This is a genomic window from Curtobacterium sp. LFS079, assembly GCF_047977865.1.
In the GTDB taxonomy this organism is placed as follows: domain Bacteria; phylum Actinomycetota; class Actinomycetes; order Actinomycetales; family Micrococcaceae; genus Arthrobacter.
The window spans coordinates 326236-340427 of record NZ_JBFPFO010000001.1 but is presented as its reverse complement, the minus strand read 5'-3'; the positions used below and the strand labels follow the sequence as shown (position 1 = coordinate 340427).

16 protein-coding genes are annotated in these 14192 nt (G+C 66.3%); 10 read left to right on the top strand and 6 right to left on the bottom strand.

Annotation, left to right across the window (positions count from 1 at the left end; all coding sequences use genetic code 11):
- The first annotated feature begins 275 nt into the window (after nt 1-275).
- The 7 genes from ACNQPB_RS01635 (at nt 276) to ACNQPB_RS01605 (ending at nt 6808) form a co-directional block, all read left to right on the top strand.
- Nucleotides 276-551: a hypothetical protein gene (locus ACNQPB_RS01635; protein WP_498748560.1), complete on the top strand. Its 276-nt coding sequence runs from the start codon at nt 276-278 to the stop codon at nt 549-551.
- Nucleotides 548-2338 carry a hypothetical protein gene (locus tag ACNQPB_RS01630; RefSeq protein ID WP_498748559.1) on the top strand — a complete coding sequence of 597 codons (1791 nt, stop codon included), beginning with the start codon at nt 548-550 and terminating at the stop codon, nt 2336-2338. Before ACNQPB_RS01635 ends, ACNQPB_RS01630 begins: the two co-directional genes overlap by 4 nt.
- 170 nt (nt 2339-2508) lie before the next feature.
- On the top strand, nt 2509-3237 hold the full coding sequence (locus ACNQPB_RS01625; protein ID WP_498748557.1) for a CPBP family intramembrane glutamic endopeptidase: 729 nt from the start codon (nt 2509-2511) through the stop codon (nt 3235-3237).
- 84 nt (nt 3238-3321) lie between these two features.
- Entirely contained in the window at nt 3322-3759 is a 438-nt protein-coding gene (locus tag ACNQPB_RS01620; RefSeq protein ID WP_498748555.1) for a VOC family protein, read from the top strand.
- 22 nt (nt 3760-3781) lie between these two features.
- Complete coding sequence (locus ACNQPB_RS01615) at nt 3782-4735, top strand: 1,4-dihydroxy-2-naphthoyl-CoA synthase (protein WP_498748553.1); 954 nt, start codon at nt 3782-3784, stop codon at nt 4733-4735.
- Between the two features lie 10 nt (nt 4736-4745).
- On the top strand, nt 4746-5864 hold the full coding sequence (locus tag ACNQPB_RS01610) for an AMP-binding protein (protein ID WP_498748552.1): 1119 nt from the start codon (nt 4746-4748) through the stop codon (nt 5862-5864).
- A gap of 65 nt (nt 5865-5929) precedes the next feature.
- Nucleotides 5930-6808 carry a 1,4-dihydroxy-2-naphthoate polyprenyltransferase gene (locus ACNQPB_RS01605; RefSeq protein WP_498748550.1) on the top strand — a complete coding sequence of 293 codons (879 nt, stop codon included), beginning with the start codon at nt 5930-5932 and terminating at the stop codon, nt 6806-6808.
- 121 nt (nt 6809-6929) lie between these two features.
- Here the strand turns inward: ACNQPB_RS01605 and ACNQPB_RS01600 are convergent, their stop codons facing one another.
- The gene (locus ACNQPB_RS01600) at nt 6930-7238 is read right to left on the bottom strand and encodes a DUF4229 domain-containing protein (protein WP_498748548.1); all 309 of its coding nucleotides are present in this window, start codon (nt 7236-7238) and stop codon (nt 6930-6932) included.
- A 111-nt stretch (nt 7239-7349) separates the two neighbouring features.
- Here ACNQPB_RS01600 and ACNQPB_RS01595 point away from each other — a divergent pair, with 111 nt between their 5' ends.
- Nucleotides 7350-7727, top strand: coding sequence for a PLD nuclease N-terminal domain-containing protein (locus tag ACNQPB_RS01595; protein ID WP_498748546.1), 378 nt, complete (start codon nt 7350-7352; stop codon nt 7725-7727).
- Between the two features lie 31 nt (nt 7728-7758).
- Here ACNQPB_RS01595 and ccsB read toward each other — a convergent pair whose 3' ends face one another.
- From ccsB to ACNQPB_RS01570, 5 genes are read right to left on the bottom strand one after another with little or no spacing between them, the layout of a single operon-like run.
- Nucleotides 7759-8781, bottom strand: a complete 1023-nt coding sequence (gene ccsB / locus ACNQPB_RS01590; protein WP_498748545.1) for a c-type cytochrome biogenesis protein CcsB — start codon at nt 8779-8781, stop codon at nt 7759-7761.
- The gene (gene resB, locus ACNQPB_RS01585; RefSeq protein ID WP_498748543.1) at nt 8781-10457 is read right to left on the bottom strand and encodes a cytochrome c biogenesis protein ResB; all 1677 of its coding nucleotides are present in this window, start codon (nt 10455-10457) and stop codon (nt 8781-8783) included. Before resB ends, ccsB begins: the two co-directional genes overlap by 1 nt.
- The gene (locus ACNQPB_RS01580; RefSeq protein WP_498748541.1) at nt 10457-11212 is read right to left on the bottom strand and encodes a cytochrome c biogenesis CcdA family protein; all 756 of its coding nucleotides are present in this window, start codon (nt 11210-11212) and stop codon (nt 10457-10459) included. Before ACNQPB_RS01580 ends, resB begins: the two co-directional genes overlap by 1 nt.
- A 14-nt stretch (nt 11213-11226) precedes the next feature.
- Entirely contained in the window at nt 11227-11847 is a 621-nt protein-coding gene (locus ACNQPB_RS01575; RefSeq protein WP_498748540.1) for a TlpA family protein disulfide reductase, read from the bottom strand.
- Nucleotides 11844-12509 carry a histidine phosphatase family protein gene (locus ACNQPB_RS01570; protein ID WP_498748538.1) on the bottom strand — a complete coding sequence of 222 codons (666 nt, stop codon included), beginning with the start codon at nt 12507-12509 and terminating at the stop codon, nt 11844-11846. Before ACNQPB_RS01570 ends, ACNQPB_RS01575 begins: the two co-directional genes overlap by 4 nt.
- 198 nt (nt 12510-12707) lie before the next feature.
- On the opposite strand from ACNQPB_RS01570, the gene ACNQPB_RS01565 reads away from it, so the two are divergent.
- Together ACNQPB_RS01565 and ACNQPB_RS01560 are read left to right on the top strand one after the other, a co-directional pair.
- Nucleotides 12708-13256, top strand: a complete 549-nt coding sequence (locus ACNQPB_RS01565; RefSeq protein WP_498749066.1) for a YceI family protein — start codon at nt 12708-12710, stop codon at nt 13254-13256.
- Between the two features lie 209 nt (nt 13257-13465).
- Nucleotides 13466-14155, top strand: coding sequence for a hypothetical protein (locus tag ACNQPB_RS01560; RefSeq protein ID WP_498748536.1), 690 nt, complete (start codon nt 13466-13468; stop codon nt 14153-14155).
- Nucleotides 14156-14192 lie beyond the last annotated feature (37 nt).

The window sequence follows — 14192 nt, the reverse complement described above, 5'->3', positions numbered from 1 at the left end:
CCCTGGCTGGTGTGCGCATTTGCGTTACGCCCGGCCTTCGCACTCGATCTGGGGGAATCATGCGAAACAGAAGGTTGCTGCCCGCAGTGTTGCTCTTTGCCCTTGCCGGCTGCTCCGGGGCGGGCGGCGGTACGGTCAGTCAAAGCGCAAGCCCGGCGCCGTCGTCGACGGCATCCGGCAGCCCCGGATCCTCCACCAGTCCAGGGAAAGCTCCGTCCACGGACACTGCCGCCTCACCGCCGTCGTCATCCATCCCTGGTGACGCCTCAACCTCCTTGAATGCGATCAACGCACTGCGGGACCAAAGCTGCACCGCGGGAGCCAACGGGTCCTGGACCTTCAAGGGGACCCTCGTCAACAGCACCGGAACTGCGAAGACGTACACCGTAGCCGTCGCCGTGACAGTCGGCGCGGCTGTCCAGGGCCACGCCCTGATGACGGAAACCGTCCAGGCCGGAAAGTCAGCCGACGTCTCAGCCAAGGATTTCGCGCACACCGCGGGCGGGGCCGGCGTGTGCGAACCGGTTGTCTCGGCCGAGGATGCGCAGTGAAGCGGGGGAACACAGTGAAATGGGCGAACACAGTGAAGACCGGGCTCCAGGCAAGAGCATCGCTCGTGGCCGCCGCCCTCATTCTGGGCCTTGCGGCAGTTCCCCTGGCAACAGTGCCGGCCACGGCGGAGGAGACCCCAAGCCCGGGAGCGGGCCCGTCCCCGAGTGGCGAAGCCATCCCGACAGGTGGGGCCAGTCCGACAAGTGAAGCCACCCCGACGGGCGAGGCCAGCCCGACGGCCCCGGCATCCGGTTCGGTATCCCCGGAGCCCGACCCCTCGCCAAGCGTGGATACGCCGGCGCCCCTTGAGGACGTTCCGCCGTCGGATCCACCGACGCCGCCCTTCACGACGGGTGGGGCGATTGGAGCGAAGTGGCTCGAACTGGGCGGAGCCGAAGGTGTGCTTGGCCCGCCAAGCTCCGACGAAAACTGCGCCGATGGCCTGTGCCGGCAGGATTTCACCGGCGGACAGGTCTACTGGACCAGCATCACCGGAGCCCACGCGGTCCTTTCCATCTCGGGCCATACGGGGCCGGCGTGGTTCTCCGGCGGCGGCCAGGCAGGTTTCGGCTATCCGCTGAGCGATGAAACCGCCGTCACCGGCGGCACCATCCAGAAGTTCTCGAGCGGAAAAGTCCTGGTTTGGACCGGGACCGCCGTCTTCCGCATCTGGACCCGCGGGGCGATCGGTGCATTGTGGACCGCCCTGGGGTCAACAGGGGGTCTCGGCATTCCAGTCGGGAACGAAGCCTGCGGGCTCCGCAGCGGCGGATGTTTCCAGGCATTCTCCGGGGGAACCATCTACTGGTCCCCCGCCACCGGGGCACACTTCGTCCGGGGCGGTATCCAGTCCCGCTGGAAATCCCTCGGCGCACAGGACGGGGCCCTCGGGTACCCGCTGAGCAGCGAGATCTGCGGCCAGCCGGCCATGGGATGCCTGCAGCGATTCCAGGGCGGCTCGATTTACTGGTCCCCGGCGAGCGGCTCAGCGATGGTGCGCGGCGGCATCCGGGACCGGTATCTGGCCATTGGATCGAACAGCAGCTGGCTCGGATACCCCGTCTTGAACGAAAAATGCGCACCCGGCCAATGCATCCAGGCGTTCCAACGCGGCTTCATCGCCTGGGAAAGCGGTGCAGGAACCCGTGTCTACTCGTTGGCGACCGAATGCCAGTACCTGAACAACGGCAAATCCAATTACTCCACGTATGGTGCCCGGCGGGTCCTGCTGACTTTCACCCAGGGTTACGGCAAATCCGCGGCCACCAACGTCTACTGCAAGAACATCGCCGGCACCTACGTGTCCGACTGGAGGACCAGCGGCTTCGTCGGAGCGTCAGGTTTCAAACCCCCGGGAGTCCCATCCGGGCCCACGCGCTACCTCTACTCGCCAACAGGATCGTTTTCAGTGACCGAGGCCTTCGGGCTGGGCAACCCCGGAACCAAGCTGCCCTACCGGACGCTGAACCCGCGTTCGCGCTGGGGCGGCAACCCCTGGACTCCCACCTACAACAAGTACTTCGAGTCCTCGTCCTGGGTGGGCTGGGACGAAAACATGTGGTACTTCGCCACGCGCGCAAGCCACGACTACCGGCAAGGCGTGGTCATCAACTACAACCGTCCCACCATCATCCAGAACGCCGGCTTCGCGATCTTCCTGCACATGAACAAGGTCCCCACGGCAGGCTGCATCTCCCTGGATGACTGGGCAGTCCTGGATTACCTCAGGAAGTCGACCCCGGGTGACCGGATCATCATGGGGACCTACAGCGCTCTCTTCGGCTAGGGCCCGGCGCGCCCCGTAAGCCGGATGCGGCGGGTGGGCCCACGCCGCCAGGGTTCCCTGGCCGTAGCGCAGCGGAGGCCAGGGAGGCGGCGGGTGGGCCCACGCCGCCAGGGTTCCCTGGCCGTAGCGCAGCGGAGGCCAGGGAGGCGGCGGGGATTAGGCTTGTTCACATGGGCAAGATTCCACCGCCAGGAAGGCTGTACGGCTTCAACGGCCTGGACGCGGTGGCGGCCGGACTCTACTTGGGCCTCATGCTCTTCGTTGCCTTTGCCGGCGGGCTGCTGGCACCGTTGCTGCAAAGCCTCCTGCCCACGGCCACGGCGGTTTCCTATGCCGTCAATCTGGCGTTCTATGCCTCGGTGGGTATATTCGCCCTCCTTGCAGCGCGCCGGGTGCTGTCCCGCGACACAAGGATCCTTGCCACCCGCCCCTGGTTCACGCTGGCAATGGTGCCGGCCTCCGTCGTCGTCATGCTGGTGCTCACGGCCGTGCTGATCGTGGCAACCGGACAGGCTCCCGCCTCGGAGAACCAGCTGGGCGTCCAGTCGCTTGTCGAGGGGGTCCCGGCCTGGCTGATCGTGCCGCTGCTGGTCCTCGTGGGGCCGTTCGTCGAGGAGTACCTGTTCCGCCACCTGCTGATCGGCAAGCTGTCCGGACGCCTCAACATCTGGATCTGCTGTGTACTGTCCGTGGTGCTGTTCGCCGGCGTCCATGTCTTCGGCAACGAAGGCCTGTCTTTCCAGGCGATGGTTCCGTATCTGGGAATGGGCTCGGTCCTGGTCGCGGTCTACGTCTGGACCGGAAAGAACCTCATGTTCTCCTTCCTGGTCCACGCCAGCAAGAACCTTCTGGCCGTGCTGCTGATTTACGCGGTTCCGCCGCAGTTCTTCGGCGCCTGAGCCTGCCAGTCAGTTGGGTAACCCGGACCGGAACTGACCGCAAAGCACTGTCGTGCCAGCCCGCCGTCGTCGTAGTTTCATGGCATGACACTGAACTTTCAGGTAGTAGTCGACTGCAAGGATCCCCACATGCTCGCCGATTGGTGGGCCGAGACGCTCGACTGGGTTGTGGAATCCCAGGACGAGGCGTTCATCCGCTCGATGGTCGAGCAGGGCTTCGCCACGGAGGACGAGACCACCACCCACAACGGCAAGCTCGTGTGGAAGACGGGTGCTGCCATTGTCCCGTCGGAAGACCAGGACAAGGCCACAGGGAAGCGATTCCTGTTCCAGGTCGTCCCGGAGGAAAAGACCGTGAAGAACCGTGTGCACTGGGACGTGCGCCTGGACGGCAGGGACAAGGACGAGGTTCGGGCCGAACTGGAAGTCCGTGGCGCGAAGCACCTGTGGACGGCCAGCCAGGGACCGCACGAATGGCACACCATGGCCGACCCGGAGGGCAACGAGTTCTGCATCAGCTGAGGCGGTAACTAAACTCGTCAGGGTGAGCAACGACTTCCCCGCCAAGGTATCCGACGTCTTCGACCCCTCGCGCTGGCGCACGGTTTCCGGATTCGACGACTTCCAGGACATGACCTACCACCGCCAGGTGGAACGCGACGAAGCGGGCGAGGTCATCCGCGACCTGCCCACGGTGCGCATCGCCTTCAACCGGCCGGAAGTCCGTAACGCCTTCCGTCCCGGCACTGTGGATGAGCTCTACCGGGCCATGGACCACGCGCGGATGACCCCCGATGTGGCGACGGTGCTGCTCACGGGCAACGGCCCCTCCGAGAAGGACGGTGGCCATTCCTTCTGCTCCGGCGGCGACCAGCGGGTCCGCGGCCGCGAGGGATACAAATACGCCTCCGGTGAAACAGCCGAGTCCATCGACCCCGCCCGGGCCGGGCGGCTGCACATCCTGGAAGTCCAGCGGCTCATGCGCACCATGCCCAAGGTGGTCATCGCCGTCGTGAACGGCTGGGCCGCGGGCGGCGGGCACTCACTGCACGTTGTCAGCGACCTCACCATCGCATCCCGCGAGCACGGCAAGTTCAAGCAGACTGACGCCACCGTGGGAAGTTTCGACGCCGGCTACGGCTCGGCACTCCTGGCCCGGCAGATCGGCCAGAAGGCCGCCCGCGAAATCTTCTTCCTGGCCCGCGAATATTCCGCCGAGGACATGGTCCGCATGGGCGCCGTGAACGAGGCCGTGGACCACGAGCGCCTCGAGGAGGTGGCCCTGGAGTACGCCGCGGACATCGCCCGCCAGTCGCCCCAGGCCCTCCGCATGCTCAAGTTCGCCTTCAACCTGGCTGACGACGGCCTGGCCGGCCAGCAGGTCTTCGCCGGCGAAGCCACCCGGCTGGCCTACATGACGGACGAGGCCGTGGAGGGCAAGGAAGCGTTCCTGCAAAAGCGGGATCCGGACTGGTCCGCCTTCCCCTACTACTTCTAGGAGCCCGGCCGTGGATAACATCCTGAAGGCCCTCGCGGCCGCCCTGCAAGGTGAGGGAACCGCCGTCGAGATCGTCACGGATCCCGACGGTACCGCCAGGGCGGTCCCCGTGGAGACCCCCGGTTTCGAGGACGCCGCCGTGGTGGTGCGCACCTCGGGATCCACCGGCGCGCCGAAGGCCACCGTGCTCACGGTCGACGCCCTCGCGGCATCCTCCATGGCCACCGCCGTTGCGCTGCGTGGCGAGGGCCAGTGGCTCTTGGCCCTGCCCTTGCAGTACGTGGCGGGCATCCAGGTGCTGGTGCGTTCCCTGTTCGCCGGGACGCGGCCCTGGGCGATGGACCTGAGCGCCGGCTTCACGCCGGAGGCCTTCACTGCCGGCGCACTGGAATTGACTGACACGATCCGCTTCACTTCCCTCGTGCCCACCCAGTTGCAGCGGCTCCTCGATTCGCCGTCGGCGGATACCCTCGCCGTGCTGCGGCGATTCAACGCGATCCTGCTCGGCGGCGCCCCGGCTCCGGCCGGGCTCCTGGAAGCGGCACGCGACGCCGGGCTGCGCGTGGTGACCACCTACGGCTCAGCCGAAACGTGCGGCGGATGCGTGTACGACGGCGAGCCGCTGGACGGCGTCGAGGTCCGGATCGATGGCGGAGGCCGCATCCTGCTGGGCGGCAGCACGGTCGCCGCCGGCTACCTCGACGCCCCCGACGCGGCCGACTTCTTCGAAGAAGACGACGTCCGCTGGTACCGCACCGGGGACCTCGGCGAGCTCTCCGCAGACAGCAAGCTCACCGTCCTGGGCCGGGCCGACGACGTCGTCATCACCGGCGGCGTCAAAGTTTCGGCCGCGTACGTGCAGGCCGAGCTGGAAAAGCTCGACGGCGTGAGGGCGGCCTTCGTCACCGGCGTGCCCTCCGCCGAATGGGGCCAGGCCGTGGCCGCCTACCTGGCGGTGGACGACCCGGCGGGCGGCCCGGAAGGACTCCTTGCGGCTGCCCACGCGGCCCTCGGAGCACTGGCGCCCAAGACCGTCATCACGGCATCCGCGTTGCCGATGCTGCCCAACGGCAAACCGGACCGGCTCGCCATGGGCGCGCTGCTCGGCGAGCGGCATCAGGCAGAATAGACAAGTTCACCGCATTTCATTGCCGGTCCCCTCCGGCTCCACCGCGAATCACACGAGGTACAACCGTGGCAACAGCTGCACAATGGATCCAAGGCGCCCGGCCGCGCACCCTGCCGGCGGCGATCGCCCCGGTGCTCATCGGCACCGCGGCGGCCTACGAACTGCAGTCGTTCCGCCTCGCCAACGCGATCCTGGCCGCGCTGGTGGCGCTGCTGCTGCAGATCGGCGTCAATTACGCCAACGACTACTCCGACGGGATCCGCGGAACCGACGAGGACCGCGTGGGCCCGTTGCGCCTGGTGGGCTCCGGGGCTGCCCGCGCCCAGCACGTGAAATGGGCTGCGTTCGGTGCGTTCGGCCTCGCCATGCTGGTGGGCTTGGTACTGGTGATCATCACGCAGGCTTGGTGGCTGATCCTGGTCGGCCTGGGCTGTGTGCTCTCCGCATGGGGCTACACGGGCGGTAAGAATCCCTATGGGTACATGGGCCTCGGCGACGTCTTCGTTTTCGTGTTCTTCGGCCTCGTGGCCACCCTCGGCACCACGTACACCCAGGCCGGGCAGGTCAGCCTTCCCGCGGTCATCGGCGCGATCGGCACCGGATTGATTGCCTGCGCCCTGCTGATGGCCAACAACGTGCGCGACATCCCCACGGACACCGTTGCCGGCAAGAAGACCCTGGCGGTCCGCCTGGGCGACCGGCACGCCCGCGAAAGCTACGTGCTGATGCTGGCCCTGGCCATCCTGCTGGTGGTGGTCCTGGCGCCCACCAAGCCCTGGATGCTCATTGTCCTGCTTCTGGTCCCGGCCTGTTTGACGCCTGCGTGGCTCATGGTCAACGGCAAGCGCAAGAACCTCATCCCTGTGCTCAAGCAGACCGGCCTGATCAACCTCGGCTACAGCCTGCTGTTCTCCCTTGGCCTGGTGCTGAGCGCCGGCTTGTGAGGACGGCTCCCCCGCCCGGACGCGCCGGCTTCTGAGGCACGGACGCGAAAAATCCCCGGTCAACGGAACTCTTCACCGCCGCGTTCGGCGGGTTCCGTTGGCCGGGGATTCTTGTGCGAGCTCAGCCTTCTTTCGGGCGCCGGTCGTTCTCGACCCGGACTGCAGGGTTCTCGTCAACCAGGCGGTCCTCGGCGTCGGCGTCGGCGACCTCGCCGGCCGAACGCAGCGGCTTGGCCCGCCCGGAGAAGCGTTCACGCATGGCTGCCGTGGCGGCGTCGCGCTGTTTCTGGAAGAAGAGGTAGCTGACGGCGAAGGCGATCAGCCCGGCGAAGACCACCGCCAGCAGGGCACCGGTCTGCAGGAAAAGGAACAGCACGAACAACGGCACGAACAGTGCCAGACGGATCAGTGAGTACTTGAGGAAGGCCACGCATCAAGTTTACCGTCCGGAGAAGGGCCGGCCGTCCCCGGGATCGGGGGCAGGGTCCCTGGGCGTTCCGGTGCCGGTACACGGTCCTTCCGCGGTGGCTAGACTGAAGGTATGCCCCGCGTAGTTGGAACCATCCTCGTCCTGCTGGTCTTCGTTTATGGCTTAGTGGATGTGATCCGCACGGACCGCCGTTACGTCCGGGGCATCTCCAAGCCGTCCTGGATCGTGGTCATGCTGGTGCTTCCCGTCCTTGGGGCCATCCTGTGGTTCATCTTCGGACGCCCGTACGGCGGGCGCGCCCCCCAGCAAGCCTTCCCTGCCCACCCGACGGCTCCCGACGACGACCCGGACTTCCTGCGCAACCTGGAGATCCGCCGCCGCAACCAGAGTGAAGCCGAGCGGCTGAAGAAGCTGCAGAAGGAACTCGAGGAGCGGGAACGCAGGCTCAGGGGCGAATCAACGTCCGACGGCACCGACGGCAACGCCTGAAGCAGCAGGGTGCCGGTTCCCCCGGAAGCCCCTAGCTCAGGCCAGAGTATGAGTGCAGGCCGTTGAAGAACTGGTTCACGATCGTGAAGTTGAAGATCACGCACAGGTAGCCCACGAGCGACAGCCAGGCTGCGCGGGTGCCGGTCCAGCCGCGGGTGGCGCGGGCGTGCAGGTAGCCTGCGTAGACCACCCAGATCACGAACGTCCAGACTTCCTTGGTGTCCCAGCCCCAGAAGCGGCCCCAGGCCTTCTCTGCCCAGATGGCACCGAACATCAGCGTGAAGGTCCAGCCCACGAAGGCCACGGTGTTGATCCGGTAGGACAGGTTCTCCAGGCTCAGGGCGTCCGGAACCAAGCGCATGAAGCCCAGCTTGTCGGCACCGCCGGCAGCGAGGGTCTTTTGCCGGTGCGACTGGACCAGCTGCAGGGCGGACATGGCGGACGTCAGCGTGAAGAGCGCCGAGGACAGCACCGCAATGGACACGTGGATCACCAGCCAGTAGCTCTGCAGTGCGGGCACCAGGTGGCCCACAGGGGTCCAGTAGGCCACGGAGGCCGCCACCAGCATGATCACGGCCAGGCCGATCACGAAGGTTCCCAGGAAGCGCAGGTCGCGGCGGATCAGGGCCAGCAGGAAGACCGCCACGGCAACAAAGGCACCGGTGGTGAGGAACTCGTACATGTTGCCCCACGGCACGCGGCCGGCGCCGAGGGCACGGGTGACCACGCCGGCGGCATGGATCAGGACACCGAGGATGGTCAGGGCCACCGCCACGCGGGCGGGTGCGCGCCGCTCGGCGGCGTAGCGCATGTCGGAGCCGGCCGTACGGCCTCCGGCGGGCTCAACTGCCGGGATGGTTTCCGAACCGGCCCTGCCGACGGCGACCGGAACCTTGGCAGCTGCGGCCGCCTTCAGGTCCACGGCACGCAGCGTCTTGCTGCTCTTGGCCAGGTCCCAGGCGAAGGCGACGAACGCCACCGTGTAGGTGCCTGCGGCCAGCAGCATGAAGAGCTCGCTGTACTGGCCCATGGTCTCGTTGATGGAGAACAACATTACTGGTCCTTAGTGGTTGTCGAAGCGACGGTGTCGGAAGTGTCTGATGAGTCCGGCGTCAGCTGCCATTCACGCTGCAGCAGTTCCCGGATGGCGGCGGATTCGCCGGCCAGGCGGTGGTCCTCGCCGCGGGCCAGCAGGCCGTACTCCACCATGGTGCGTCCGTCGTCGTGGGTTCCTGTGCGGACCCACACGCGGCGGCGGTTCAGGTAGAGGGAGACAACCAGGCCGGCGACGGCGAGCAGCGCGAAGAACAGGGCGCTCACCTGGCCCGGGTTGTGGTGGATGTCCACGCCCACGTACTTCTTGACGCCGTCGAAGCTGATGCTGCCCTTGCCGTCCGGCAGCGTGTAGCTCTTCCCCGGCACCAGGGTGATGCCCTTGGCGGGAAGGTCGCGGCCGTTGAGCTGTGTGAGGTTCTTGACGTCGAGCTCGAACACGTTCTGCGGGGAGCCCTTGTCCAGGCCGAGGTCGCCGTAGTACGAGTTCAGGCTGAGCTGCGGGTTGATGAGTTCGGGGTCACCGCTGAAGGACACCCCTTTGTCGGTGACGAACGCGGTGGGCAGGAAGAAGCCTGCAAAGCCCAGCTGATCGGGCTTGGCATCGGGAACCTTGATGACCACCGAGGAGTAGTAGTTATCGCCCTGCAGCTTGGCCACCACGGGGCCCTGCAAGGCGATGTTGCCCTTGCCGTCGCGGACGGTGACCACAGGGGCGTAGCCGTTCCCGGTGAGGTAGATGCTGGTGTCGCCCAGGGTCACGGGGTCGTTGACCTTCAGGATCTTCTTTTCGGCAGGCGCGCCGGGGTTTTCCTTGGTGGTGACCTGCGCAGTGAAGTCGATCGGCTGGCCGAAGTGGGCGGGCGATTCACGGTCGAACGTCGCATCGAACTTGTCCAGCTGGATTGAGTAGGGCTGCAGCCAGCTGCTCTGGAAGTTGGTGCCGGGGTTGAACTGGTCGTAGCCCACCAGGGTGTTCACGAAGGTGTCGCCCTCCACCAGGATGCGCTGTCCGCTGTAGCCGAACAGCCCGCCGATGGCCACGGAGACCAGCACGCCGATCAGCGAGGTGTGGAAGACCAGGTTGCCCACTTCCTTGACGAAGCCGCGCTCGGCACCCAGGGAGGGCCGCTCGCCGTCGGCGTCCCTGACCTCCACCCGGTAGCCGCGCTTCTTGAGCAGCGCGGCGGCATCGGTGATGGCGCGCGACGCCGGGACCCCGGCGTCGGCGGGAACTACCAGGGTGCCGTACTCGGGGAGGCGGGACAGCCGCTTGGGCGTACGCGGCGGCTGGGAGCGCATCGCCTTGTAATGCGCGGTGGCGCGCGGCACGACGCAGCCGATCAGCGAGATGAACAGCAGCAGGTAGATTGCCGAGAACCAGGCGGACGAGTAGACATCGTAGAGCTGGAGGGCATCCAGGATCTTGCCGTAGTCAGGGTGGTCCTTGATGTACTGCGTGACGACGGAAGGGTTGGCCGGGCGCTGCGGGAACAGCGAGCCCGGGACGGCGGCCACGGCCAGCAGGAGCAGCAGGAAGAGCGCGGTGCGCATGCTGGTCAGCTGCGTCCAGGCCCAGCGGAGCATGCCTTTGAGGCCAAGCGCGGGCAGGGCGGCCCCGGTCTTGGCTTCCTCGATCGTCTTGGGCTTGTTCTTCGATTCCACGGGCTCGCTCATCAGATTGGCAACTTCACATCGGTCTGGAACCAGTACTGCAACCCGGTGACCCAGGCACCCCACACTCCGCTGGCCATCAGGATTCCGAGGAGGATCAGGATGGCCCCGCCGGCCCGCTGGATCGCCAGGCGGTGCTTGCGGAAGAAGGACATGACGCCGGCACCCCGGCGCACGGCGAGGGCGATCAGCAGGAACGGCACCCCCAGGCCAAGGCTGTACACGAAGGCAAGCAGGGCCCCCTTGGCTGCGGAGGATCCGCCGGACAGGCTCAGCAGCTGGACGGCCGAGTAGGTGGGTCCGATGCAGGGCGCCCAGCCCAGGCCGAAGGTGATCCCCAGCAGCGGTGCGCCCCACAGCCCGGCCGGAGGCTTTGCATGGATCTTGGCGTCGCGCTGCAGCCAGCCGAAGCCGCCCATGAAGACGATGCCCATGACGATCACCAGGACGCCGAGCAGCTGGGTGATCCAGGCGTTCTGCGGGCCGGCCAGCAGCGTGCCCAGCTGGCCGAAGGCGCCGCCGAGCAGGACGAAAATCACCGAGAAGCCGAGCACGAACAGCCCGATTCCGGCGAACATGCGGCCACGCCGCTGCTTCTGCAGGTCGACGCCGGTCAGCCCGGTGACGTAGCCCAGGTACCCGGGTACGAGGGGCAGCACGCATGGCGACAGGAAGGAGACGAGTCCCGCCAGCAGGGCCACGGGGATGGCCAGCAGCAGGGAACCGTTGAGGATGGTTTCCGCGAAGGGACTGTTCACGTTCGTCGGGCCGCCTACTCGGCTGCCGCGGCTGTGATGAGGGCCTTCAAGGTGCCCTTCTCGATTTCGCCCAGGACGCGGGAGGCAACCCTGCCTTGCTTGTCCAGGACCAGCGTGGTGGGCACGGCGTTCGGCGGAACCAGGCCGGAAACGGAGAGCAGCACGGCGCCGTTCTTGTCGTTGAAGCTCGGGTACGTCAGCTTGAAGGATTTCTCGAAGGCCTCGGCGGTGGCTTTCTCATCCCGCAGGTTGACGCCGAAGAACTGTACGCCCTTGGCCTTGAAGTCCTGGTGCAGTTCCTCGAGGAGCGGCGCCTCGACCCGGCACGGAGCGCAGGCAGCGAACCAGAAGTTCAGCACCGTGACCTTGCCGCGGAGGTCCGCAGCCCTAACGGGGGTGCCGTCGAACAGGACCCCGTCAATCTGCAGCGGGGCCGAGCGGTCGGTCTTGGCGAATTCGGTGACCGAGCCGTCTCCCGCTATGTAGTTTTTGTTGTCGCCGACGTTCGCCTGCTTGGCGAGGTTGTCTTCCTGCGGGGCGCAGGCGGACAGGCCCACGGTCAGGGCGGCGAGCGCCGCTCCCCCGGTAGCGAGGAAGCGTCGGCGCGAGGTATTGCTGTACTTTTCCAATGTCATGCTCCGGGAGTGCTCGCGGCGCCGGGCAGCAGGGCTGCCGCGGGCTCGCTGTAGTCGACCCGCACGAGGGCGCCGTCGGCGTCGAACACCAGCGACGTCAGGGACGTCAGGGTGCATTCGCGCTTGCGCGGGTCATGCCACAGCCGGCGGCCTTCGGCGCTGCGGCGGGTGGCGTAGATGGGCAGCTGGTGGCTCACCAGGATCGCTTCGGCGCCGTCGCCCCCGAGCTCGACGGCGCGCTGCCGGGCGTCCTCAATGGCCGCGCGCATGCGCACAACCTGCTGGCTGTACGGCTCGCCCCAGGAGGGGCGGAGGGGGTTCCGGAACTGGATCCAATGCTTGGGCTTCAGGAACTCCGAGGGCCGGGCGTGCAGCCCCTCGAAGTGGTTCTCGGCCTCGATGATCCGGGGATCCGTGTGGATCTGAAGGCCCAGGGCCTCCGAGCTTGGCTGGGCGGTTTCCTGGGCGCGCGTAAGCGGCGAGGCCACCAGGTGGACGATCTTTGCCCCGGCCGCGGCGCGCGCTTCGAAGTGCTCGGCGAGCACGCGCGCCATCGCCTGTCCGCGCTCGGACAGGTGGAATTCGGGCAGTCTGCCATACAGGACGCCGTCGGGGTTGTATACCTCGCCATGGCGGAGCAGATGGACAGTTGCTTGGGGCATGTCTACCAGTTTCTCAAAGACGGGGGGCAATCAGAAATCTTCTACGCCATGTAGAACTGAGGCCCGGGAAAAAATGTTCCCGAAGATGGAACAAAAGATGCATTTGCATGTTTATACTGGATGCAAGATCGGTTGATGGTTCAAGTAACTGTCCTCCGAGCGGAGATTTCCACCCACACCTACTCCAAGGAGCACGCCATGACCCTCCCCGCCAACGTCACCACCGGTACCTGGACCCTCGACAGCTCGCACAGCGAAATCGGCTTCACCGTCCGCCACGCAGGAATCAGCAAGGTCCGCGGCCAGTTCACCGAGGCCGACGCGACCCTGGAACTGGCGGAGCACCTGGCTGACTCCAAGGTCAACGCCACCATCCAGACCGCCAGCTTCGACTCCGGCGACGTCAACCGCGACGGCCACGTCAAGGGTGAGGACTTCTTCGACGTCGAGAAGTTCCCTGAGATCAACTTCGTCTCCCGCCACATCAAGGCCAACGGCGACAGCTTCGACTTGGTGGGCGACCTCACCATCAAGGGCGTCACCAAGGAGGTCGCGATCGAGACCGAATTCAACGGCGTGGCAGTCGACCCCTTCGGCAACACCCGCGCCGGCCTCTCCGGTGAGACCACCATCAGCCGCAAGGAATTCGGCCTGACCTGGAACGCAGTGCTGGAAGCCGGCGGCGTGCTGGTCAGCGACAAGGTTGTCATCAACCTCGAACTCGCCTTCATCGCTCCCGCCGCCTGACGCGGCCGCAATTTGCGGAAGGGGCGCTTCCCGGAAGGTTTGCGGATTTCCGCGGCCACCGGGCGGCGCCGCTTTTCGTTTCCGCCCTCCAGGCGGGCATCCCTGCTGTGGATCCACCCGCTGGAGTATTCACCACGATGCCGCGCGGAGCCCGGGAATTCGCCGAAAATTTCCTAGGAAACCTTCAACCCCAGGTCTACAGTGATGCCATGAGTAACCCAAACGAAGTTCCTCAACAGCCAGGCTCACAGCCAGAACCGTCCGGCGATGTTCCTCCGGCCGGCTACCAGCCTCCACAGGGCGCACCGCAGCCGCCCAACTACCAGGCACCCGGGTATCAAGCCCCGCCCCCTGGTTACCAGGCGCCGGCACCCGGTTACCAGGCACCCGGCTATCAGGCACCGCCTCCGGGGTACGGCATGCCTGCTGCCGGAGCGAACAATGCTCCGCCGGCCGGCCTGGGTTACGCGGCTCCTGCCCGGAACACCTTCGGCCTCGATTTCAACAACATCGCCCAACGTTTCCGCGACACCACGGGTGTCCCACAGCAACTGACTTTGTCCTACTGGCTCTGGGTCGGCGCCGCCGCCCTTGGCGTTCTCGCAAGCCTGATCAACATCTTCCTTCTCCGCGGCTACTTCGGTGAACTCCTCATCGGTCCCGGCATCATTGGATTCGTCTTCAGCCTGATCTTCGCCGCCCTCTACATATTCATCGCGATCCGGCTCAAGGAAGGCGCCCGGTGGGCTCGCCTGGTGTTGAGCATTTTGGCCGGGCTTGCAGTGATTTCGCTGTTGCTCCAGCTCGTCACGCTGAACCTGGGCTTCATCGGCTCCGCCGTCGCGGTGGCGGCCGGTGTATTGATGTGGCTCCCGGAGTCGCAGAAGCATTTCGTATAGCCACAGCGCGGGTTCCTCAACGCGTAACAGGCGTCAG